Raw genomic sequence first — 24086 nt, forward strand, 5'->3', positions numbered from 1 at the left:
CCTTACCCTTTACGGAACATTTCAAGCATGCGCTTTGTAACAGTAAAGCCGCCAAATATATTGATGCTGGCGATCAACACGGCAATGAAAGCAAGGAAGGTTACAAAGCCAATGCCTTGTCCTACCTGCAATAACGCCCCAACGATGATGATGCCTGAGATCGCATTGGTCACGGACATCAGCGGGGTATGCAGCGCGTGAGTAACATTCCATACCACGTAGTAGCCCACCACACAGGCCAGTACGAAAACGGTAAAGTGTGAGAGGAATTCACTGGGGGCATAATTGGCAATCCACCCGAACGCCCCGGCGGCAGCGGCCATCAGGCCATACTTGGTCGCACGAGAGGTTTTTTTGGGTGCCGGCTTAGGAGCGGGTTCTGCTTTAGGCTCTGCTTTGGGTTGCGCAGAGACTTGAATCGGTGGCGCAGGCCAGGTGACCTCGCCTTCTTTGATCACGGTAACGCCGCGCACGACCACATCATCAAAATCAATTTGGATGTTGCCGTCTTTCTCTTTGCAAAGCAATTTGGTGAGGTTGACTAAGTTAGTCGCATAAAGCTGTGACGATTGGGTGGGCAAACGGCCGACCATATCGGTGTAACCAATCACTTTTACACCATTGGGCGTGGTGATCACTTGGTCTTTTTCCGTGTACTCACAGTTACCACCATTCGCTGCGGCGAGATCGACGATCACACTGCCCGGCTTCATGCTGTCAACCATCTCTTTGGTGATCAGCGTGGGCGCTGGCTTACCAGGGATCAGTGCGGTCGTGACAATAATGTCGACATCTTCTGCTTGCTGCGCATAAAGCTTTTCCGCCGCCTGATTAAACTCGTCAGACATTTCTTTGGCATAACCATCGCCACTGTCTGAGTTGTCTTGTTTAAAGTCGACTTCTAGAAACTCCGCGCCCATGCTCTCGACTTGTTCTTTCACTTCAGGACGAACATCAAAAGCACGGACAATCGCCCCCAAGCTACCGGCTGCGCCAATCGCCGCTAGCCCAGCAACGCCAGCCCCCGCGACAAACACTTTCGCAGGCGGTACTTTACCCGCCGCCGTGATTTGTCCGGTAAAGAAGCGACCAAACTCATGCGCTGCTTCAACCACCGCACGATAACCGGCGATGTTCGCCATCGAACTTAACGCATCCAATGACTGCGCACGCGAAATACGTGGGACCGCATCCATGGCCATCACATTCACGTTCTGCGCTGACAGACGTTCGAGTAATTCTTCGTTTTGAGCGGGCCAAATAAAGCTCACCAAGGTGGTGCCTGCTTGCAGCAATGCCACTTCATCTTGGCCTGTCTCTTCAATCACGCCTGGTGCATTAACTTTAAAGATGATGTCAGACTGCCAGGCAGCATCTGTATCAACAATGTTCGCCCCAGCTTGTTCGTACGCAGTGTCTTCAAAGCTTGCTTTTTCACCTGCACCCTTCTCTACTACGACGTCAAAACCGAGCTTGATAAGCTGCTCAACCGACTTAGGTGTCGCAGCTACCCTCGTTTCATTAACGAGCCTCTCTTTTGGAACACCAATCTGCATAGCTATTCCCTGAATGTTGGCTTATAAGAAATTTTTTTGGTTATCACAGGCGCTAAAACCGCGGCCTGAAATAGGTTCACTGACAAAAATAAGCATTCCAAGCGGTTTTATTCGCTTATCACGCTGTTGCGGTCTGTTGTCAGTATTTCGTGCTTAGCAACGCAACAGTGTTAACTTAACGAGTTTATTCCTTAATCACCACAGGGCGGGGATCGCCATTGGGGCATAAATGTGATCTGGGCTACACTTTATCCGAATTAATTGCTCATATTTATGCATTATTTTTGCTATCGCGCGATTCGTTGACGCCCCTCAATCAAATAGCCGATCACCGTTTTGATCAATCATCATCTTTGCTTTTGTGACCATCAAGCTGTTGGCATCTTCCTGACTTCCCAGCAAATCTGAGCGAATAAACGTATGAGTGAGTACCTTGTAATCAAGCGGTTTGCAAATGCGGCCACTGACACGATATTGACCGTTTTCGGCGGTCGATTCAGGGTATATTAAATAGCCTTGGTATTCTGTGGGGGTGACTGACATCTGTGGTTGTTTGTCGCTTCCCTTGGAAAACAGTGCAGAAAACCATCCCATCTTTTGTACTCCTCAATTGATCGCATTCGTCGGCTTAGCAAGCCACTCATTTTACGTAAACATTCGAGAACGATTAAACCATAAAAAAAACGCCACATCTCGATGATGTGGCGTTTCGCGTTCTATCCGTTTTAAGTCGTCTTATCGGTTTATACCAATATCACGCTGCAAATGTGCCGGTAAGCGACTGGCATCATAAGCGGGAGCGTGTGTGCTGCTAGTGAACAGCACATCCATGGCGTGAGCGATCAGTCCTTTGATTGTTACCGCGTAAGATCGACGAGAACGGGGCATATTAACCGTTGCAGTCGTCATAAGATCCTCGCTTTGTTGTCTTAATCACTCGCCGCAAATTATAAGGTGCTGCCCCGAGATTTAAACTGATGAAAATTAAACCAATGGATTAGTTTTTCTAATCTAAAGTGCTTGCCGGTTAGCACGTATTCATTATGTTAAGTTGCAGTAAAATAAGCTAATCACTTACCTGACATACAAACCATCAATGAATTCAGTTTGTCTGTTTGAATTCACTGCTCGCTCCCTTATCCTGTCTGACTTTTTGTACGATAAGGCGTATTAATCATTGAAAAAGACTATTTTTCACTCGATTAGTTGTGTAAACCTGATAACATCGTGATTACACATGTGACCAAGGTGTTGACCATGCTCGCGTTTCTCGCCAAACATTCAGCGTTGTGTCTTTTTATTGCCGCATTGATTGGCTTTGCCTTTCCGAGCGTCTCGTTAGCCTTATTTCCGTTTTTACCTTATGTGCTATTCGCCTTGATGCTGTTTACCCTACTTGGCATTCATCAAGGCCTATTAGTGAAAGCGTTAGCTCAGTGGCAGGTCTGGGTGTACGCATTAGTTCACTCAGTGCTACTTACCATACTCACTTGTTCTCTCGCGTGGCTACTCGGCGCGTCTGCACCTTTGTTACTTGCCATCAGTGGTATTTGCGCTACTGGATCTTTGTTTGCAACACCAGCCATCATTCGTTCTTTGGGAATGGATGCGCTCATCGCCATGGCATATACCATTGCTTCAACGTTGCTGATGCCCGTGGTCTTGTTTATTAATCTCACGGTGCTATCCGGTGACTCATTTTCACTGGACCTGCAAAGCTATGCCGTGCGATTGGTGATCTTCATTTTTGGGCCCATGCTGTTTGCCGCGCTTTTTCACGCGCTGATCAAACCAGAAAAGCTCAAACGCATTCACAGCAAACTGGCACAGTTTACGATTGTGCTAGTGTTCAGTTTTCCATTAGGGCTAGTAGGGCCATTCGGGGCAATGTGGCAAAACGACTCTGGGTATGCGTTAGAACTTTTAGCCATTTCAGTTGCAATTTGCATACTTTTTTTCATCATTGCGTATGGGCTATATCGCAAACGGGGGCGGGAGGCGAGCATGATCGCCGCCGTTTCGGCGGTCAATCGGAATGTACTGCTAACGTACACCGTTGCCGGTGCCGCGCTCGGGCCAGCATTTCTGCCATTAATCGGCGCGATACAGCTGCCAATCTATTTACAACCATTGTTAGTGCGTTGGGGAACCCGGCTCAAACAGGCTCCCCCGCAATCCGCGGATCAGTAAATGGGTTAAATGACCGGCACAAAGTAGACAATCGATGCCCAAGCCACCAACCAAAAACTGATCAAGCCGATATCAAACCAATCACGTTTTTCCATAACCCCTCACCTTTCGATAGTGTGTCGATCAATTCAGGTTCACTCTATGTATCGACAATCTTGTCAAAAACTTAAACGGCAATTGTCTGCCGTAAACACCAAGCTGACTATCAATAAGCAAGGGATAGGCCAAGTTATTCACCCCAGCAGGTTTTTCTCTCACCAGACGTTCGGAGGTAACACACTAAAGGCTCAGTAGGTAGCGCTAACACTGGCTGCTGACGCGCATAGTCAATAAAGCACTCCGCCATGGATAAACCAATCGAGCGACGGTGGCCGGTTTGAATCGCATCGTATCCTTCTTTTCCTTGGGCGGTATAAGATGACGACACACCTGTGTATTGTCGCTCATTATCTATGGCTATCCAGTGATTACCGCGCTTTATCTCGAGTTGTGTTACCCGCGCACCCATCGGCTGCCACGCTTCGTAGCGATAGCGTATATCGGCGCAATACGGAAAACTGCCTGACCCGAGGCCCGTCATGCCATTGTCTGTGGCATTGTTGATTGCGCCTTCAATCGCACGACGGATCTGTGCCCCGGTTACCTGGTAGGCGATCACGTCGATAGCAAACGGTAACAACGCGCCTGCAATTAAAGCGGCCGAGAGCGGCCCGGCGTTTAAACTGACTCTCACGCCACCCGCATTATGAATAGCAAAATCGGCTTCAATACCTTGCTCACGAGCCGCCCATAAAAAGCTTTCTGTCACCAGCGGCGCCACTTCGCTGCCGCCCTCGCTGTCAGGCACGCGCACATGACGGAGTCGTTGAGGCACATGTGTGACAACGTCACTTTCTAGTTGCGCCACATGGGGACGGTAGGTGCGCTGTAGATATTGTTTCAATGCAAGATCACTGGGTAATATCAGTACATTGTCTTGTCGGTTAAGATAGCTTCTTACTGCTTGATATGAGCCTTCAGTCAATTGCTGTTCCCGCGAGGCATCCATCGCGAGACTGCGCCCGAGCAACAAGTAATTTTGACCATCAAAGGCAACTGGCCGACCGTTTTCATCGATAGATAACGTAAAGCGGCCGATGGCTTGCGCATGGCAACCCGCTTGCACAATCCAGGTATCATTGACTTTATAGCCGTAGGGATCTTCTTTCGCCAAACCAAGGTTTTGAAAGTCTCCCTGCAGCACATGGGTATGTCCTCCCACAATCACATCAATCCCATTAACCGCAGCCGCTAATTCCTTGTCTTTGTCATAACCCAAGTGGCTCAATAGAATAATGGTGTTCACGCCTTGTTGACGCAAAAAAGCTACGGTGTTTTCGGCGATGCGTGTTGCAGGCAAGAAAGGAGTATCATGATCAGGGTGTGCCAATGCCGCCATTTGCTCAACCGCTAAACTGAAGATGCCCACTTTGTGTCCGGCATAGGTTTTAATGAGTGCACTCGCGCGCTCCTCCGGGGCGATGTATGGCAGTAAAGCGGGTTTCTCACTGACGCGCTTGTCCTTGTCTTTTGACTCATCCGCCACATGCCAATTCCCCGCAAGCAATGGGAATTGAATATCATCAAGAAAGTCAGCCACGGGGCCATTCCCTTGGTCAAGCTCGTGATTACCAATCGCCATCGCATCAATACCGAGTCGATTCAGCAAATCTGCATTCGCCTTACCTTTGAACAAGGAGTAATACAGAGTCCCTTGAAAGCAATCACCTGCGTGCAGAAAAAGGAATGCATGGTCATCTTGCTTAGCCTGCTCACGAAAATGTGCCACGGCTGAAGCAATGCGTGCGAACCCGCCGCTATTGGCATAAACCGGTGTCGCATTATCATCCAAGTTTAGCGAGACAGGCGTGGACTCAAAGTGAGAGTGCGTGTCGTTAATATGGGCAATCGTTAACGAGAAAGGTTGTCGTGCTGTCATAATTATCCGTGTTACAACACAAAAAAGGATGATACAAGCTTAACATTGACACATGCAAGAAAGGTTAAGTTTCTGATAAATTAACGACAACGAAACGACAAGGAAGCAAGATGACCATGCAAGTTAATGATATCAAGGTGGCCTTTATTGGCCTAGGCGTGATGGGCTTTCCAATGGCTGGGCACCTTCAGCGCCACGGCTACCCAACTTGCGTCTATAACCGTACCACCGGCAAAGCCGAAGCTTGGTGCGACGCCTATTCAGGCACATATGGAATAACGCCAGCCGAAGCCGTGGCTGATGCTGACATCGTCTTTATGTGCGTGGGAAACGATGATGACGTACGCAGTGTGGTGTATGGCGATATTGGTGTGTTAGCCAATATGAAAAAAGGCAGTACGCTGGTCGATCACACCACCACCTCTGCCGAGCTGGCCCTTGAGTTGGCACAAGTATGCGAGCGTCAAGGCCTGAGCTTTCTCGATGCCCCCGTCTCAGGCGGCCAAGCCGGTGCGGAAAAAGGCGCACTCACCATCATGGTCGGTGGCACCCCTAATGTGTTCAGTAACGTTGAACCGGTCATGAACGTCTATGCCAGCGCAATCCAGCATATTGGCCCGCATGGCAGTGGTCAACGCTGCAAGATGGCTAACCAAATATGTATTGCCGGCGTCTTACAAGGCTTATCCGAGGCACTCACCTTCGCGCAATCCGCTGATCTCGATATCGAAAAGATGATCAATGCCATTAAGCACGGGGCCGCAGGCTCTTGGCAAATGGAAAATCGTGCTTTGACCATGGCAGAAGACAGTTTTGATTTTGGCTTTGCGATTGATTGGATGCGTAAAGATCTGGGCTTTTGTTTAGAAGAAGCCGCCAAGTTAGGCGTGGGACTTCCCTTAACCGAGCAGGTGGATCAACAGTATAACAAGTTACAAGCGCGCGGCTATGGCCGTTGCGACACCTCGGTCCTGATCAAGCAGTTTGATACAGATACCAAACCATCTTCATCGACCTGATCCAAACACGCGCCTTTCCTCGGCACCTGAGGCAGAGGAAAGGCGAAATAAGGTGTATAATAAAGTTAACCAATAAGGAGGGTTGCAATGACAGCTATCTATGTAATCTGCGCCATCGCCATGATGATTGGCCTGTTCACCTTATACGCCCCCTCTATTGAAAAATGGTGTGATAAGCAATTAAGCCCGAGAAAGAAAGATACGTAGTTAGTCACACCTGCCCCAGCTTTTCTCATCCCTCTGATTAAGTGGTATGATGCGCGCCATTCTTGCGCCACTGACTGATATCGTGTTGGCGCACTGGCATCAGCAAGGTTGTACAAACATGGTTAACAACAAAATCCAGTGGTTTCCTGGGCATATGCATAAAGCTCGCAAGGAGATCGAAGAGGTCGTCCCCAAGATCGATGTGATCATCGAGGTGCTCGATGCGCGCATTCCGTTTAGTAGCGAAAACCCGCTCATCAGCACGCTGCGTGGTGAAAAGCCGGTGATCAAGGTACTGAATAAGCGCGATCTGGCCGATCCGACGATGACCGAAATGTGGATGGCTCACCTAGAAAAAGAGCAAGGCGTGTCGGCGATGGCAATCACTACCTCGCACCCGCATGAAGTCAATCAAATCATGGATCGCTGCCGCTCACTCGCCCCACACCGTGAAACCATGGGAAAAAACATTCGCTCGATGATCATGGGGATCCCCAACGTCGGCAAGTCCACCATTATTAATAGCCTTGCTGGCCGAGTGATAGCCAAAACCGGCAACCAACCCGCGGTGACGCGCCAACAACAGCGGATCAACCTGCAAAACGGCGTGGTGCTATCCGATACACCCGGGATTTTATGGCCAAAGGTTGAGAACCCACACAGCGGTTTTCGTCTCGCGGCAACCGGCGCCGTTAAAGATACGGCAATGGATTATGACGAAGTCGCCTTTTATACCGTGGAATACTTGGCGAGCGCCTATCCCGAGCGGCTTAAAGAACGCTATCAGCTTGATGTATTACCCGAAACAGACATTGAGTTAATGGAAGCGATTGGTGCCAAACGCGGTTGTTTGCGCGCGGGTGGACGGGTCGACTTGCATAAAGCCTCAGAAGTGCTGTTGCACGACTTACGCGCTGGTGCGCTGGGTGGCCTCACTTTAGAAAAACCGGATATGATTGAAACCGAGCTGGTACAGGTTGAAGAAGACAACGCCCGCCGAGAGCAAGAAAAAGCCGCTAAAAAAGAGGCCCGCCGTAAACGTTACCTCAAAAATAAGCGATGATTTAGATATAGACGAACAAAGGGGCTTAAAGCCCCTTTTTATTAAGTCTCGACCATTAGCGCCGCAGCAGTTAGCCGTTGCGTGTCACATCCACCAGCGCATCGGCCAGTCTATCAATATGACGTTCAGCCAAGCCGGCAATGTTAATCCGACTATCACCCACTGCGTACACACCATGTCGGTCGCGTAGCTGATTCACCTGATCAACCGTTAACCCGAGGACAGAGAACATACCACGGTGGTGCTGAATAAAATCAAAATAACCATCGCCCGTACGGTCGCGCAGTGCTGCTGTCAACCCTTCACGTAACGTATTGATCCGAGTGTTCATCGCCTCAATTTCATCTCGCCACTGTTTGGTGAGGGCGTCGTCGGTGAGGATGGTTTCAACAATCGCGGCACCGTGATCAGGCGGCATGGTATAAGTGCTTCGCGCAAGCTGAAGGATACGCCCTTTCGCATTTTGCGCTTCTTGGGCAGATTTACCCACCACAATCGCTGCGCCAGTGCGCTCACGGTACAACCCAAAGCTCTTAGAGCACGAGGTGGCAATCAACATTTCCTCGACGTTGTCAGCGAGAATACGCAAACCACGCGCATCTTCCTCTACCCCATCACCGAAGCCCTGGTAGGCAATATCAACAAACGGTGTGAAACCATTGCGGTTAGCAAGCTCGGTAATCGCTTCCCATTCTTTCAAGCTGATATCAGCGCCCGTGGGGTTATGGCAACAGCCATGCAGTAATACCACATCGTCCGCACCAGCTTGCGACAAGGCATTAAGCATGGCATCGGTATCCACCATTTTGGTGTCGCGATTAAAATACGGGTAGAACTTGACCGTCAGGCCTGCCGCTTCCATGACAGGTTTGTGATTCACATAGCTAGGATCGGTCAACCACACAGTGGTCACCGGCTTGGCCAGATTCATCAAATCAGCCAACATGCGCAGTGCGCCACTCGCACCTGGGGTTTGCACCGCCGCACATCGGTGGTAAGCATCGGTCCCTTTGAGCAAGAGGTCAACCATGGCTTGGTTGAAGTTTTCATTACCCGCCAGCCCGACATAGGCTTTGGTTTGTTGGCTTTGTGCCAGTGATTGTTGCGCTGCTTTAACGGCGTGCATGATCGGCGTTTGACCCTGACTGTCACGGTATACGCCAATGCCCAAGTCCATTTTGTGCTCACGCGGATCGTCACGATACGCCAATGACAAGGAGAGAATCGGATCCTGCTGAGCAGGCGAGAGCAGATCTAACATAGTATTACGTCCTTTAAAGCCTGAATGCTCAAGATACGCTATACCCTACCCCATGCGGGAAAATTGGCAACCTCTTAACCATGATTCTCTTGCCCTTTTCGGGCACGCTCGGACAGAAAGTGTACGCATTGATTGGCACTTCCCCGCCACACTAAATGAGGATCCGCTTCATCTTGGATAAACTTGCCGTCAATTAATACATCAACCAAATCGACAACATCTCGCTGTTTTGATGACAATTCTGCCAATGTATAGCCTGTCCACAGCCAAATGTCTTTGCTCGGTGCGCGGCTAACCACCTCTTGTAACAATTCTTTTACACTGTCGATATTAGCAGGATGAAGCGGATCACCACCGCTCAATGATAATCCTCGGCGCGGGATCCGTGAATCGAGTAAGTCTTGAACAATCTGCTCTTGCATCAGATCAGTGAAAGGATGGCCGCTGTTCAGCGGCCAGGTGGCTTTGTTGTAACAACCACGGCATTGGTGTTCGCACCCCGATACAAACAAGGTACAACGTGTGCCTGGCCCGTTGACCACATCAACGGGAAGGTATTGGTGATAATTCACGCTTCCCCCTACATGTGTTTCACACGGCGAATCACTTCTTGCTGTTTACCCGGGTTAAAAGGTCGCGTATCAGGGCTTCCTAAATAGCCGCACACACGTCGTGTCACTGACACACGTGCTGGGTCATGATTGCCGCAAGCCGGACAAGTGAAGCCTTTACTGGTGCAATTAAATTCGCCGGTAAAACCACACTCGTAGCATTCATCAATCGGCGTGTTGGTACCATAGTACGGCACGCGATCGTAGCTGTAGTCCCAAACGTTCTCTAACGCTTCTAGGTTGTGTTGAATGTTGGGGTATTCCCCGTAGCAAATAAAGCCGCCATTGGCTAAGCGCGGATAATCCATCTCAAAATCGATTTTATCGTAAGGCGTCACCTGCTTTTCCACATCCAAATGGAAGCTGTTGGTGTAATACCCTTTATCTGTCACCCCTTCAATCACACCAAACGCCTGGGTATCGAGCTGACAAAAACGACTGCACAAGTTTTCACTTGGGGTGCTGTACAAACTAAATCCATAACCTGTTTCGGCTTTCCAACGCTCGGTCGCATCATGCAAATAAGCCACGATCGCTTTGGCTTTCTTTTGTTTCACCACACTGTCGTAGATGTGCGGCACGCTACCGTACAGCGCATTGATAGTCTCGTGCAGGCCAATGTAACCTAGCGAAATGGACGCACGCCCATGTTTAAAAATATCACTGACATCATCGTCTGGGTTCAAACGGATACCACATGCGCCTTCCATATATAAAATCGGTGCCACCCGCGCTTTCACCCCTTTAAAACGAGCAATCCGGGTATCGAGTGCCTGGCGCGCAAGGCTTAACGTTGCATCAAGGCGCGCATAGAACTCGTCTTCGTCCCCCTCCGCCTCAATGGCTAAACGAGGTAAATTAACGCTGACGACACCCAAGTTGTTACGTCCTTCATGCACCAGTGTACCGTCCTCTTCGTAAGCGCTTAAAAAGCTTCGGCACCCCATTGGGGTTTTGAAGGAGCCCGTGACTGATACCACTTGGTCATAATTGAGAATATCTGGGTACATACGCTTAGAAGCGCACTCGAGTGCTAATTGTTTGATATCGTAATTGGGGTCACTCGGGCGGCGGTTTAAGCCCTCTCGGATACAAAACACCAATTTCGGGAAGACGGCCGTTTTTCGATTTTCACCCAAACCAGCAATCCGATTCGCTAAAACAGCACGTTGCACCGCACGTGCCGCCCAACTCTTACCTAAGCCGAGGCCAAAGGTGACAAAAGGAGTCTGCCCATTCGCCGTGTGCAACGTGTTGACCTCATACTCCAACGACTGAAAGGCATCAAAACACTCTTTATCAGCACGGGCGCGGGCATAAGCGTCGGGATCACTGATAGACCACTCACGCGCCACCAACAAGTGCTTTTGATAACTGGCTTCAACATAAGGGGCCAGCACTTCATCAATGCGGTTAATCGTGGTGCCACCGTAAATATGACTCGCGACTTGTGCGATGATTTGCGCGGTCACCGCGGTAGCGGTTGAGATGGATTTGGGCGGCGCAATTTCCGCATTGCCCATCTTAAAGCCTTTTTGCAGCATGCCAGCCAAGTCAATTAGCATGCAGTTGAACATCGGAAAGAAAGGTGAATAGTCCAAATCGTGATAGTGAATTTCACCCGATTCATGCGCTCTTACCACGGCACTGGGCAACATGTGTTGTTTGGCATAGTGTTTGGCGACGATCCCCGCGAGCAAGTCACGCTGAGTGGGGATGACTTTACTGTCTTTGTTGGCATTCTCGTGCAGCAATTCAGTGTTAGTTTGCCCGACCAGCCCTTGTACTTCATGATTCAAACGGCCACGGCGCTCGCGAGCGATGTCTCTATCATGGCGATATTCAATATAGGCACGTGCCACCGCTTTATGCGGTCCGGTCATGAGGACATCTTCAACGGCATATTGAATATGATCAATATCCACCTCGGCCTCGCCAGCAAACTGCGTCGCGATGGTATCTGCTAAGCGGAGGATGTCTGCGTCGGTCAGTTGACACAGCTCAGCCTCTCGCATCGATTGCGCCGACTCTCGCGCACATGTCACCGCCTGGACAATCCGATCTGCATCAAATGGGACGCGTGTTCCATCGCGCTTAATTACCGCTGGCATATGCCCTCCACACTATATATAGGATACAAAATACACTAAAACACAAGATGTGGTATTAGATAGCAACTAGGGGGCACATTGTGTTGACACAGATCATCGAAGTCTCGAATAACGTCCAACCGACGAATCAAATGCCTATCTGTACCGCAATCTCACTGATCTTCGTTATGATAGTTATCAGTTAAAATCAAAGGTTCTCCGCAAAGTGCTACAATGCTCCACTGCATGCGCAACATTTCCAGTAGGATCACAGTGGAACGCGTAATAATGAGGTATCCACCATCGTACTTCGAGTTTTAGGCCTGCTCGTGCTTGTTGGGGTATTTTCGGCCCCTAGCTATGGACTGACAGTGGCAACATGGAATTTTGAGTGGCTGACCTTAAAGGGTGATCAACGAGCCGGCGTCCGTCATCAAGACGATTATCAACAGCTTTCGTCGATCTTTGTTCAACTCGCCCCCGATGTGTTGGCTTTTCAGGAGGTTGATAGTCCTGAGGCACTGGCACGAGTCATTCCCACAGAGGCGTATAATGTCTATTTTTCCGATCGTTATGCCGCCCTTAAAGACAGCACACAAAGTCAGCAACTGACGGGGTTCGCCGTCCGTAAAGACTGGAAAGTAGACGACCCTCGCGATCTGCGTCAAATCGCGCTACCTGGTTTTTTTGGCGTGCCCTCTCTGCGATATGGCACCTATATTGTGGTCACACCGCCGGGCCAAGAACCGGTTCATATGCTGTCGGTGCATCTTAAGTCCGGCTGTTTTAAGCAAGCTCAAGCCTCACGAAGCTGCGAAAAGCTACGCAAGCAATTCAGTGTGTTAGCCGATTGGGTGCGTGAACATGGTGATAAAAACATCCTCATTGCAGGTGACTTTAATCGCTATATCAGTGAAAAGCAGGATCCGTTTTGGCAACAATTCCGCCAATCCCTTCTCGACGATGCCTCGAGACCAACAAACATCATCAACGTGACAGAGAGTGTCCGCGCACGTTGTAAAGCACGACGCTATAACTGGCGGACTCAGACCTGGAACCAAGTGATGTACAGTCGCTTAATCGATCATATTTTAGTCTCCGAATCGTTGGCGTCTCGGTGGCAATATAGTTTTCAGCATCATTTTGCCTATCATAACGTCATGAACTTCAGGCTCAGCGATCATTGTCCCGTCGTGGCGACGTTCAAACCCCAATAAGCGCTAAAAGTCATTGACCTACCAAAAAGATTGCGAGAGTCTAGCAAGCTGTCATGGTGATGACATAAAGGGTCGTTAGCCTTCCTTCATGTGGGCTGTTAGAGTCACCCAAGGAGAAAAAAATGGATAGTTTACAACATCAAGTCATCCCAACCGATGACGACCTATTAGCCGACTACTACGGCGATATTGGCGTGCTCCAAGGCCAAGACGCGCGCAGTGACAACGACGTATTTAGCGACGATATCGAAGACGCCACACGATAGGCGTTGATATCACGTTTCTAACATGACGCTGACAACCCCTTTTCCGCTGCGTAGTAGGTTGTCAGTAAATCCACCGATGTATCCGATGTCTTATGAAAAAAGGTCTCTCTACTGCGCTATTTGTTCTCTCTTTTTTATCATTTCACGCCTCTGCAGCGCCTGAGCTAATTGCCAAGTCCACGCTTGAGTTTGGTGATTTTGAAGAAACGGCCAACGTGGAGATACAAGGCGATATTCAAGAAGATGTCTTACGCCTGGCCGAACGAGGGGTGGCAAAAGAAGAGGCGGATTATTTCGTGATCAATCAGGTTAGCGAAGATACCAAGAAAGACCTCTTAGTGGTCTCCGTTACGCTTTATCGTGAGCACACCACAGACACACAAAAAAGCATAGAAGCTCGCCTCGGCTAATCCGTTTTCGAGACAGGCAGGTTGTCGCTTGCCTGTTTTCCTCTCTGCCTTACTCCGCTCTCTCCCATTTGCTACACTTGCCGCTCTTAATAAAACCATAATGAGCAAAGTCGTGATTGGAACCCTAGATAAGATGCGCACAGAAGCCGGTGCCGACGTACAATACTTTCTGCGGGTGGGTAATGAAGAGCTACACCTCAATCCATTGCTTGGGCAGAAACTAACCCTGACGCATACTGGCAATATCTTTTGCGATGCCTGTGGGCGAAAAACCAAAAAAAGCTATTCGCAAGGCCATTGTTACCCCTGCATGAAAAAGCTCGCGCGTTGCGATATGTGTATTATGAAGCCTGAAACCTGCCACTATGCGCAAGGAACCTGTCGTGAGCCCGAGTGGGGAGAACAGTTCTGCATGACGGATCATATTGTTTATCTCGCCAACACCTCGGGATTAAAAGTGGGGATCACCCGCGCTAACCAGATGCCAACACGCTGGCACGATCAAGGTGCCACGCAAGCTCTCCCGTTGTTTCGGGTTAAAACGCGCCAGATTTCCGGGCTAGTTGAAGTCGCGATGGCGAAACATGTCGCGGATAAAACCAATTGGCGCGCGCTCCTAAAAGGCGACAATGACCCGCTTGATCTTCACGCAGAGGCTGAACGTTTAACCCAAGCGATCGAGCCAGAATTAGCGGATATCCGTCTGCAATTTGGCAATGATGCGGTCTTGCCTGCAGCACTTGACGCCCTCACTTTTAGTTACCCTGTCACTGAGCACCCAACCAAAATAAGTTCACATAACTTTGATAAAAATGCCGAGGTGAGTGGGGTTTTGAAAGGCATTAAAGGGCAGTATTTGATTTTCGATACTGGCGTGATTAACGTGCGTAAATTCACCAGCTACGAAGTCAGCACCTCGCACAGCTAACGGCGCATCAAGTTAGCCTCTAACCAACCGTGCGAGTGATCGTTGCCACTAGCACGGTATGGGTAAGGTGGCTACTGAGGTTGGATGCCCGTCATATCTGAAATCAACGCAATATGTTGTGCACTTAACGGCAGTGACCAACGCACATCACCGGCATCAGCCACCAGCACATTGGCGTCGGCGATAATCTGTAACGAGTCAGATTGCACCTGCATGCTCAATTTCATTGCGGGCAATTGGATCACCACCTCATGCGCGGTCACGATTAGCTTACCTTGCTCTATATCGACCACCATCTTGCTCAGTCCTCCAAGGATTTATCGGCGCGCTTATCAGTGAGTACCGCCATAGTGAGTCGGCTCACGCACACATCCCGACCTCGTTCATCTTGGATGGTGATATTCCACACCTGCGTGGTTGCGCCGAGATGCACTGGGGTCGCCACGCCCGTCACCGTGCCTTCTCGCATCGCACGCAGATGATTGGCATTGATGTCCAACCCGACACAGTACTTTCCTTCTGGCACACACATGTTTGCTGCCAAGGAGCCTAGTGTTTCAGCAAGCACGACAGATGCGCCACCATGGAGCATGCCCAGCGGCTGATGCGTATGCGGTGCCACCGGCATGGTTCCTGTTAAACTCTGCGCATCAAAAGCCGTATATTCAATCCCTAAATGCGCGACCAACGTATTAGTCGAAGAGGCATTTAACCCCGCTAACGACATGTCTTTTTTCCAAATACTCACAATACTTTCACCCATTGCTGTTTATCCCGATGGAAAGGAAAACGCTGCGCGAAACGCGGACTATCAAGCCGCGCCTAACGCTGCCTGCGCGCACCAGTAGACGTTAAGCCAAGAAGCCAGTACATTAGCACTCTGATATCTTTGCTTATATTCACTGCGACTGTGGCGCAAAACGATACAGGAAATGACCATGCTACGCACTGCTAAAACCGTCATGCTATCTCTATGCCTGATGGTTATGCTTTCATCTTGCTCTCACTCGCCAACGGGACGAAACCAGTTATTGCTTTTTTCCGGTGATGACATGGCGAATCTGGGACAGCGTTCGTTTGAGGAGATGAAAAAGTCGCAACCTATCAGTGACGACAAAGCCATCAACGCCTACGTGCAATGCGTCACCGCCGCCATCTTAAAAGTGGTACCACCGCAATCCAACTTCTCGGAATGGGAAGTGGTGGTATTCGACAGTGATCAAGTCAACGCCTTTGCACTTCCCGGCGGAAAGATCGGCGTTTACACCGGACTGCTCGACGTTGCAAAAACGCCCGATCAATTGGCTGCAGTGATCGGCCACGAAATTGGGCACGTCCTTGCCGATCACAGTAACGAGCGCTTATCGCGCTCGCAACTCACTGCCTTGGGGTTGACCATTACCGGCATCACTCTTTCTGATAACCCCTATGGCGATCTTGCCCTCGCAGGGCTTGGGCTTGGCGTCCAAGTGGGGATATTGCTTCCTTATAACCGCGCTCAAGAATCAGAATCGGATAAGATTGGTCTGCAGTTAATGCATCAAGCAGGGTTTGACCCGAGCGCCAGCGTTACCCTGTGGCAAAATATGGCAAAAGCATCCAAAGGCGCGCCGCCGGAGTTGCTTTCAACCCATCCATCACCCGACACGCGTATTAATGCGTTACAAACAGGTGTCAATCAACTGCCTAACGTGCCCCATCGCTTGACATCGTCGTGCCCTCGACCACCATCAAAGAAACAGAGTAAAAACATTTAACTAACATAGTGAGCATCATCACAAAGCCTGCATACAAACACGGACAAAGCGTCGTCGCGTGAGAACAGCCCGTCCCCGTCACACAAAAAATTAACCTATATGTTACGCTTAAGTTTTCATTGGGGACGAGTGACGACACGCGTGATGAAGCCGTTTTTCATCTTATTTTTTTTTATACTGCAGGTGCCGTTTGCGTTCGCAACGACGCAAGAGACAAACGATCTTTTCGATCAGCTGTTTGAGAAACATGCACTGGTCATGCTTCTCCTTGACCCAGATACTGGTGAAATCAAAGCCGCCAACCCAGCAGCTAGCGACTTTTACGGCTATTCACAGCAGACGCTGACCCAAATGAATATCGCCAGCATTAATGCCCTGCCCCCTGATGCCGTCGCTGAAGAACGTAAGCTGGCGGAATTAGAAAACCGAAACTATTTCGTTTTCAGCCATATATTATCGGACGGCACGACCAAAACCGTAAGGGTATCCTCGATACCCATTATCTACCGCGATGAACCAACCCTTTTTTCAATTATCACCGATATCAGTGATTATCGGGCCACTCAGGCATCACTGTGGCACTATCAAAACCGACTCGAGCAAATGGTGGCACAACAGACCGAGCAAATCGCCACGCAAAAAAATCACCAACTGATTATTACATCCTTGATTATCATTGTGCTCGGTGCAGGGCTCGCGACAATGTGGTTTATTCTCGCTAAGTCACGACGCACCGAATATGAGCTGCAACTGGAGCGTAAACGCTTAGATGAAATAATCCGCGGTACCCATGTCGGCACTTGGGAGTGGCATATCCCTAGCGGAGAGCTGGTTATTAATGAGCGCTGGGCAGAAATTTTGGGATATCAAAAACACGAGCTGATACCTGCCTCATTTGAAACCTGGAAAAAGCTTTGTCATAGCGAAGATTTCGCGCGCGCGTCTAAAGAAATTGATGCCGCCTTTAGCGACTCTAACCCTTTTTATGAATGTGAGTTTCGCATGCTGCATAAAGATGGGTTTTGGGTTTGGATCTTGGCCAAGGGTAAAGTCATGGAGTGGGATCGCGACCATAACCCAATTCGCATGGCGGGCACGCACCAAGATATCAACGAAACCAAGCGTCTTTACCTGCAGTTTGAGCATATGGCGCATACCGACACCCTGACAGGCGCGCTTAACCGCGTCGCCTTTAAGCAGCGTGCGGATATTGTGCTGGCGCAAGCACGTCAGCAAGGCGCACATTTTGCCCTACTGTTTATCGATCTCGATGGCTTTAAGAAAATAAACGATACCTATGGCCATGACGCCGGAGACAGTGTGTTAGTGGAAACGACTAAGCGGATGGGCCAAAGCATCCGTAACTCAGATACCCTCGCTCGCCTGGGCGGCGACGAATTCGCGGTGATTTTAGAATATACCAGCCACTCAGAAGACGCAGCACGCGTCGCCGAGAAAATTATCTCCAGTCTCAATCAGCCATTTGCAATAGATGACCAGCAACACGCACACCTTTCCGCCAGCATCGGTATCGCTTGCTATCCAGATCATGGAGAGTCGGTCGAACAGTTGCTCAATTGCTCAGATGCCGCCATGTATTATGCGAAGAAATCGCTAAAAGGCGGCACTTATGCCGTCTGTGACCCTGATAATCATGCAACCACGAGTAACAACCGCGGGAAACAATCACTCTAGACACTCACGGTTGGCTATTTTGAGATGCTTATTTTTGCGCGGCTTGTTGTGATGGTGCTGTGGCACGCGGCGTTTGGCTCGCCAACGCCTCATTAGTCACATCCTGGATGGAGATAAACATGTGATTGACCTCACCCCGCGTATTCGCCATTGGATGCATGGTGACGTTTTGATACATAAAGGGGAGCTGACCGGTGATCGGGCGAACATGACGACAACGGAACAAATACGGGCGTTGCTGCCAGACAATAAAACTGCGACAACGGAGATCGAACACGGGTTGCGACTTGGCACGAAACCAAGGCTCATTGATCTCCGGAAACACCTCGAATAACGAGCGGTTTTGCACATCTTTAGCGTGTTTACCGCTATGGTGAACCATAAAGCCATTCCACATTTGGATATGGAAGTCTCTGTCTAACACAATCAATCCCATGTCGATGTGCTGTACCATGTCGAGCATCCAATGGAATTGGTCAAAATCTTCTGTGCTCATCGCATTACTCCTCATCCATTAGGTAGGCCAACTTCGCATCGAGCAGCTGCAAAGACTCATCCAGTAGCAATAGTAACAAATCGCATTTTATATCTGTCCCATCAATTTGATAACTGACTTCAATGGTCACTGTGCGTTTCCATGACCCTTTCATCGCCGCTATCAACTGATCCACTTCAGCGTGCTGACCCAAGAGCGCCGGATAGCTTTGCGAAAACTCTAACGCGCCTTGATCGCCTAAGCCCTTTAAAAAGGCACTAATCAGAATATTGCTAATATCGACCAGCAATTCGAGCTCGTTGTCGACCGACCCATCCTCGGGATAGTCCAACAATTTCACCATCTCGGTAATACTGGAATCACTAATCAGCATCAGCGCTTCGCCAGCGATCCCCTCCCCACTGAAACCCTGACACACACCGTTCATGGTATTTGATTGGGCCAAGTGCCGGATAGTCATCGTCAACTCGGTCACTTCAAACACATTGACCTGTGGCAGTGGCATGTGGACAAACACCCCGCAATGTCGGGCAAGTTTATCTGCTGCCTGCCCCATCGCAATGTTCACCACTTCCATGTAAATATCTCGGCGACTGAGTTTTTCTTTGGGCGCGTGTGAACGCTCGGTCTCTGACGCAGAAGCAGTCGGTAAATACGCCTTGATCAATGCATCGACGCGCTCACGACTGATGGGCTTTTTAACAAAGTCTTTGGCCCCCCGCTCCAGCACTTGCTGCTGGGCAAGCGGCTGAATGTCGCCTGAGACCACGACGACAGGCACCGTCATTCCGGCTTCTTGCATCGCTTCAAGTGTCTGATACCCATCAAGTTCCGGCATAGTCAAATCAAGGAACATGATGTCGATCGGCTGACTACTCAACACATCCAAGGCAACATTGCCATTTTCGGCAAAGTGCACGTCGGCATCCAAATCGTTGGGTAAGGTTCGCGCTAATTGCTTACGCGCGAGCGCAGAATCGTCAGTGATCAGAATTTGTGTGGTCAAAAGCCTCTCCTTTCCTACATCTTTACTGAGAGTATGGCTGGGTAAACACTGTAAGCATAAACCAATATCGCGAGGAATGAGGGCAAACCAGTCAAAATGCGATGATTCTTTTTATATCAGGGGGCTACTCTTGTCGTTGGCATAATTGAGCAAGGCGATCAGAGCGACTGATCAGGCTGGGCGCATGCAAGTAGAAATAATGCAAACATGTTAAACAAAGCTGAACGCATTCGTACACTTTTTCGCTGATGATCTCAGGCGAAGCGTCAAATTCACCGGTCAGTAACGCTTGCCAATCCTCGGCAAGCCTATCGATCAGAGTGACGTCTGTCTCTCGCTCAAGAATATGGCTCAAGGCCTTTTTTATCGGGATAATATCTTCACTCGCGGCAAAAATATTTCTCAGCGCAATAATCACATCCACCAATGCATCTTGTGTGTCTGGCTTTTTCGCTGCGGTATATAGACGAGACATTGCCAAGCGAATCCCCCTCGAGTCGGTGTCATCCACGAGCATACTCCAACGCTCAATATCGACTAAGTCTGTCTCACTGATAGCAACAGGATCGTCCGTTTCTGCCACTGAACCAAAGTCTTGTCGCCGGTTATCAAGCGAGAATGGATCGATACGCCAAACCCACTCTGGCGCCACAAAGGCTTTGTGTTCACCGAGGTAACAAAGCGCCATACACAAAACAATATTCAGCTCAGTGGTTTGTTGTTCAGTCGTGGCGTCCAATACCTCTTCTGGCCAATCATCGTCCTCTAAAAAATCACCAAAGTTAATCGCAAACGCATACCCCGACTCGAGCATGAACCCGTTATCGCGACGTTTAGCCATTAAACTCGCCGCTTGTAGGACATATTCCGCAATCCCTGGGGTATAGCGACGCACACTGCCCCATTTGGTATCCAGCTCGGCCAAGTTCGTGAGCGCCGCATTGCGAAAGCCCACAAACATCGGAATATGAGCGACTTCACCATCAGCTAAGCTACGTGCCATCTCCAACATTTCTTGCACCGTTTCTACGAACGTATCAGGGCTGACAACCCCACGAATACGCATCAGGTCGTAGCTATTAACCAGAATCGACACGGGTAAACTGGCCAAGCTGACCACGCCGCGGTGACCACTGGCGTCCTTATAATCACCACAGGTTTGCTGCGGCTCTTTTCCCGTGGTGGTAAATAACCGAGATAGCGCCGGATCGGCTGCCATGCGTTTTTGTACTTGTTTACTGACCGGGAATTGCTCAATGGCTGCGGTGAGATAACCGGCCCCCCGATAGAAAAGGTGCGGCCGTTGTCCGGCTTTAATAAGAAATAACGGATAGAGTTCGCCCGCCAGTTGGCAAAAAGCACTGGTTAAAGGGTCTGAACTGTTAACGCGCGTCGCCAACTCACCGCCCTGCTGCGCTCGCCAGACATTAAAGACGTGGCGGCCATTTTGCATCACGTGCGGCAGCCGATAGAAGAAGGATTGCTCACTCTCTCCCTGGTCCACCGCAGACACACGTAGCTGGCGACACAGCTCAATATATTGATTGAGTGTGTCGCGCTGAATCCGGCTCAAACCGAGTTTTTGCATCAAAATTAAGCGACCTTCCGCTTCTGTGACATTCAGGATGTAGCTCACCACGCGGTGGCCCATCGCTTTCACAAAATGCGGAATGGCCGGATAGGACATCATAGTTTCCTAACCTTGTGTTAATAACTCGCTGATATCAGTGAATGTCGAGGCATCTATCAATGCTATCGGCAACGTGGCGTAAAACTATACCGCTCAGAAGCATTCGCCCATTAAAGACATGACCTCTGTGGGTGATGTTAAAAAGTATAGTGCTTCCATCAACTTAGCAAGCCGAGACAAACCCTGAAACATTTTTGCGCACAAAGGCCGCAGTGAGGACTTGACCAAGCGGTAGCACGCACCTATTCTAGCGTACAAGTGTACGCTTAAATAAAGATAACGAGTTATGGATACCAAGGCTTCAACCTCTCCCCCTCAGAAACCACGCTTAATCTGGTTAAACATTAGCGTGTTTACCCTGACTTTTTTGATTGCGGTGATAGGAACACCACTATGGGCATGGCACCACGGTTTTGATTGGATGCAGATCACCGCGCTGATTGTCGCATTCAGCTTTTGTGGCCTGTCGATCACCGCCGGCTATCACCGGTTGTGGGCCCACAAAACCTATCAAGCCCATCCAGCTTTGCGCTTTATCTTCGCTATTGGTGGGGCATTTGCGCTACAAAACAGCGCGCTTCATTGGTCATCAGATCACCGCATTCACCACCGCCATGTCGATGACAACGATGTTGACCCGTACTCGGCCAAACGCGGCTTTTGGTTCTCACACCTTGGTTGGATGCTGCGCGAATACCACCCCAACCGCTACGGCGATTACAGCAACTGCCGCGATCTGCAAAAAGATAAGATCGTGATGTGGCAACACAAGCACTACCTTGCACTGACACTGGCCACCAACTTTGGCTTCCCTATCGCGTTTGGTTTGCTCCATGGCGATCTTTGGGGCGCGATTTTACTGGTCGGCTTTACTCGATTGGTGCTCAGCCACCACACCACCTTTTTCATTAACTCACTGGCGCATGTGTGGGGCAGCCAGCCTTATACCGATAAAAATACCGCGCGGGATAATGGCGTGCTTGCCTTGATGACCTTTGGCGAGGGCTACCACAATTTTCACCATATTTTTGAGAACGACTACCGCAACGGCATTCGCTGGTGGCAGTTTGATCCCACTAAATGGCTGATCAAAACCGCATCTTGGTTGGGCCTGGCGGAAAAGCTACGCGTGACCCCCGAAGAGAAGATTGAAAAAGCGCGTGCGACCATGCAATTGCAGCGTGTCACACAGCAGCTTAGTGACAAGCCACACGCATCGCATCGTCTGCAAATCCTACAACAAGAGTATGATGCCTTGGTCGCCAAAATGGCGGACTACTATACGCTGAAAAAACAGCTGTTAGCGCTTGAGCGTGACAAGCTGCGCGAAAAAGTCGAAAACGCCGAGCTAACCCAGCAATACAAAGATTTAAAAGTGCGTTTTCAGCAACAAAAACGTAGCTGGCAGGTGCTCACCGCCAAATACGCCAGCTAGCCGCGACGAGCAAGCGACACACGACAAACCGGCCACTTGGGCCGGTTTTTTATCGGATAAGAACGCGCCGCTGGCAAGATCTGTGTGTGCCAGTTAGTTAGGCGGGGTAAGAAAAGAAAGCAGGATCGACTCTAGCTCATCCCAAGGCAAGGCGTCGGTATCGATCACTTCGATGCGCGACTCGGCCTGTTCAATCGACATAGGCGTCACAGTAACTACCTGATTGGCGACATTAAACGCGTAAAAACCCTCGTCTGTATTGACCACCGCTTTAATCCTTTGGGCGTTGATGTTGCTTAATAGCCCATATAAAGCATCAAAGGGAAAGCAACAGTGCGCGGCGAACAACCAGCCGCAGCTGACATAACCCTGCCCTTGGTTTTCTTTGCGGGTATAGGTATCGTCCGGACCCAGTGCTAACGTGGTCATCGGCTCAGCATCGTTGTGATGGTGATGATAGTGCGCTCGACGGGCATGACGCGGTAACGCAAGCCACGCGGTCTCGAGCGCCCCTTGTTCAACGCCGGTTACCAAGCTTTTCTCGCCATCAAACGCGGCGACATAATCATAAAAGTTGGCGATTTGCGCCTCGCTACACTGGTCAAGTTTGTTTGCCACCACCACATCCGCAAGCGCGATTTGATCATGAAAATTTTGATTTTCACGATAGCGCACATCGTCAATACAACGCGGATCGACCAAGGTAATGGTCGCGCCCAGCGACAAAGAAGTATCGAAAGGCGGTTGAGTCAGCTTACCGATAATGTCTTTGGGATGACCGAGTCCCGTCGGTTCAATCAAAATCCGATCCGGCTTCTCAGCAAGCAAGGTATTTAGCCCCACCGTCATGGGTAGGCCGGCCACACAACACATGCATCCTCCCGGCACTTCCTTTACCAGCGCACCTTGTTCAGAGAGGATTGCGCCATCGACACCGACCTCACCAAACTCGTTCACCAAGATAGCCCAACGCTCATGCTCGGGTTTATTCGCGAGTAAATGACGAATCGCCGTGGTTTTCCCCACGCCAAGAAACCCAGTGATAATGTTGGCTGCGAACTGACTCATTGCTTTATCCTGCTTGTTATCTGCATCAGCGTAGTGTAACGGATTGCGCCACACTCGTCGCCTTTTGGTAAAGCACATTGAACCAGCCATATGCAGCTCAGTGAGTAGCACAAAAAATGATGAAATATCATGCACTCACTGCA

Annotated in this window: 21 protein-coding genes and 1 pseudogene; 10 read left to right on the forward strand and 12 right to left on the reverse strand. The window is 49.8% G+C overall.

Annotated features, from left to right (window positions below):
• Positions 1-2: 2 nt before the first annotated feature.
• Positions 3-1556 carry a Re/Si-specific NAD(P)(+) transhydrogenase subunit alpha gene (locus tag BZG23_RS08135; protein ID WP_046075872.1) on the reverse strand — a complete coding sequence of 518 codons (1554 nt, stop codon included), beginning with the start codon at positions 1554-1556 and terminating at the stop codon, positions 3-5.
• 312 nt (positions 1557-1868) lie between these two features.
• Positions 1869-2150 carry an HlyU family transcriptional regulator gene (locus BZG23_RS08140; protein ID WP_077606617.1) on the reverse strand — a complete coding sequence of 94 codons (282 nt, stop codon included), beginning with the start codon at positions 2148-2150 and terminating at the stop codon, positions 1869-1871.
• A gap of 663 nt (positions 2151-2813) precedes the next feature.
• Between BZG23_RS08140 and BZG23_RS08145 the strand changes: the two genes are divergently transcribed.
• Positions 2814-3746, forward strand: a complete 933-nt coding sequence (locus BZG23_RS08145; RefSeq protein WP_198532124.1) for a hypothetical protein — start codon at positions 2814-2816, stop codon at positions 3744-3746.
• Between the two features lie 229 nt (positions 3747-3975).
• On the opposite strand, the gene BZG23_RS08150 is transcribed toward BZG23_RS08145, so the two are convergent.
• A complete protein-coding gene (locus tag BZG23_RS08150) occupies positions 3976-5724 on the reverse strand; it encodes a bifunctional metallophosphatase/5'-nucleotidase (protein ID WP_077606618.1) in 1749 nt (582 codons plus the stop codon).
• 107 nt (positions 5725-5831) lie between these two features.
• Between BZG23_RS08150 and BZG23_RS08155 the strand changes: the two are divergent.
• Both BZG23_RS08155 and ylqF read left to right on the forward strand, forming a co-directional pair.
• Positions 5832-6743, forward strand: a pseudogene (locus BZG23_RS08155) (NAD(P)-dependent oxidoreductase); the annotation flags it as partial.
• A 325-nt stretch (positions 6744-7068) separates the two neighbouring features.
• Positions 7069-8013, forward strand: coding sequence for a ribosome biogenesis GTPase YlqF (gene ylqF / locus BZG23_RS08160; RefSeq protein ID WP_077606734.1), 945 nt, complete (start codon positions 7069-7071; stop codon positions 8011-8013).
• A gap of 70 nt (positions 8014-8083) precedes the next feature.
• On the opposite strand, the gene BZG23_RS08165 is transcribed toward ylqF, so the two are convergent.
• The 3 genes from BZG23_RS08165 to nrdD all read right to left on the reverse strand — a co-directional run bounded on the left by BZG23_RS08165 (position 8084) and on the right by nrdD (position 11996).
• Positions 8084-9274, reverse strand: a complete 1191-nt coding sequence (locus tag BZG23_RS08165) for an amino acid aminotransferase (RefSeq protein ID WP_077579160.1) — start codon at positions 9272-9274, stop codon at positions 8084-8086.
• A 74-nt stretch (positions 9275-9348) separates the two neighbouring features.
• Positions 9349-9846, reverse strand: coding sequence for an anaerobic ribonucleoside-triphosphate reductase-activating protein (nrdG, locus tag BZG23_RS08170; RefSeq protein ID WP_077606620.1), 498 nt, complete (start codon positions 9844-9846; stop codon positions 9349-9351).
• 8 nt (positions 9847-9854) lie between these two features.
• Positions 9855-11996: an anaerobic ribonucleoside-triphosphate reductase gene (gene nrdD / locus BZG23_RS08175; protein WP_077579162.1), complete on the reverse strand. Its 2142-nt coding sequence runs from the start codon at positions 11994-11996 to the stop codon at positions 9855-9857.
• A 350-nt stretch (positions 11997-12346) separates the two neighbouring features.
• Here nrdD and BZG23_RS08180 point away from each other — a divergent pair, with 350 nt between their 5' ends.
• The 4 genes from BZG23_RS08180 to BZG23_RS08190 all read left to right on the forward strand — a co-directional run bounded on the left by BZG23_RS08180 (position 12347) and on the right by BZG23_RS08190 (position 14796).
• Entirely contained in the window at positions 12347-13192 is an 846-nt protein-coding gene (locus BZG23_RS08180) for an endonuclease/exonuclease/phosphatase family protein (protein WP_158010038.1), read from the forward strand.
• A 122-nt stretch (positions 13193-13314) separates the two neighbouring features.
• Positions 13315-13458 carry a hypothetical protein gene (locus BZG23_RS16595; protein ID WP_158010265.1) on the forward strand — a complete coding sequence of 48 codons (144 nt, stop codon included), beginning with the start codon at positions 13315-13317 and terminating at the stop codon, positions 13456-13458.
• 92 nt (positions 13459-13550) lie between these two features.
• Positions 13551-13868, forward strand: a complete 318-nt coding sequence (locus BZG23_RS08185) for a hypothetical protein (RefSeq protein ID WP_046075884.1) — start codon at positions 13551-13553, stop codon at positions 13866-13868.
• A 100-nt stretch (positions 13869-13968) separates the two neighbouring features.
• A complete protein-coding gene (locus tag BZG23_RS08190; protein ID WP_077579164.1) occupies positions 13969-14796 on the forward strand; it encodes a DUF2797 domain-containing protein in 828 nt (275 codons plus the stop codon).
• A gap of 71 nt (positions 14797-14867) precedes the next feature.
• Here the strand turns inward: BZG23_RS08190 and BZG23_RS08195 are convergent, their stop codons facing one another.
• Both BZG23_RS08195 and BZG23_RS08200 read right to left on the reverse strand, forming a co-directional pair.
• On the reverse strand, positions 14868-15092 hold the full coding sequence (locus tag BZG23_RS08195) for a DUF3389 family protein (RefSeq protein WP_077579165.1): 225 nt from the start codon (positions 15090-15092) through the stop codon (positions 14868-14870).
• A gap of 5 nt (positions 15093-15097) precedes the next feature.
• Positions 15098-15544 (reverse strand): hotdog fold thioesterase, encoded by a 447-nt coding sequence (locus tag BZG23_RS08200; RefSeq protein WP_046076078.1) that lies wholly within the window; start codon positions 15542-15544, stop codon positions 15098-15100.
• A 184-nt stretch (positions 15545-15728) separates the two neighbouring features.
• Between BZG23_RS08200 and BZG23_RS08205 the strand changes: the two genes are divergently transcribed.
• Both BZG23_RS08205 and BZG23_RS08210 read left to right on the forward strand, forming a co-directional pair.
• Positions 15729-16553 (forward strand): M48 family metallopeptidase, encoded by an 825-nt coding sequence (locus BZG23_RS08205; RefSeq protein WP_077579166.1) that lies wholly within the window; start codon positions 15729-15731, stop codon positions 16551-16553.
• Between the two features lie 144 nt (positions 16554-16697).
• Positions 16698-18248 (forward strand): sensor domain-containing diguanylate cyclase, encoded by a 1551-nt coding sequence (locus tag BZG23_RS08210; RefSeq protein ID WP_198532125.1) that lies wholly within the window; start codon positions 16698-16700, stop codon positions 18246-18248.
• Between the two features lie 28 nt (positions 18249-18276).
• On the opposite strand, the gene BZG23_RS08215 is transcribed toward BZG23_RS08210, so the two are convergent.
• From BZG23_RS08215 to BZG23_RS08225, 3 genes are all read right to left on the reverse strand, one after another.
• The gene (locus BZG23_RS08215) at positions 18277-18744 is read right to left on the reverse strand and encodes a PAS domain-containing protein (RefSeq protein WP_069362946.1); all 468 of its coding nucleotides are present in this window, start codon (positions 18742-18744) and stop codon (positions 18277-18279) included.
• A 4-nt stretch (positions 18745-18748) separates the two neighbouring features.
• Positions 18749-19750, reverse strand: a complete 1002-nt coding sequence (locus BZG23_RS08220; protein ID WP_077606622.1) for a response regulator — start codon at positions 19748-19750, stop codon at positions 18749-18751.
• Positions 19751-19874: 124 nt separating this feature from the next.
• Positions 19875-21440, reverse strand: coding sequence for a hypothetical protein (locus BZG23_RS08225; protein ID WP_077606623.1), 1566 nt, complete (start codon positions 21438-21440; stop codon positions 19875-19877).
• Between the two features lie 286 nt (positions 21441-21726).
• On the opposite strand from BZG23_RS08225, the gene BZG23_RS08230 reads away from it, so the two are divergent.
• Positions 21727-22875, forward strand: coding sequence for an acyl-CoA desaturase (locus BZG23_RS08230; RefSeq protein ID WP_077606624.1), 1149 nt, complete (start codon positions 21727-21729; stop codon positions 22873-22875).
• A 93-nt stretch (positions 22876-22968) separates the two neighbouring features.
• Here BZG23_RS08230 and BZG23_RS08235 read toward each other — a convergent pair whose 3' ends face one another.
• Complete coding sequence (locus BZG23_RS08235) at positions 22969-23943, reverse strand: CobW family GTP-binding protein (RefSeq protein ID WP_077606735.1); 975 nt, start codon at positions 23941-23943, stop codon at positions 22969-22971.
• Positions 23944-24086 lie beyond the last annotated feature (143 nt).

It is taken from the genome of Salinivibrio sp. ML290, assembly GCF_001995695.1.
Lineage (GTDB): Bacteria > Pseudomonadota > Gammaproteobacteria > Enterobacterales > Vibrionaceae > Salinivibrio > Salinivibrio siamensis.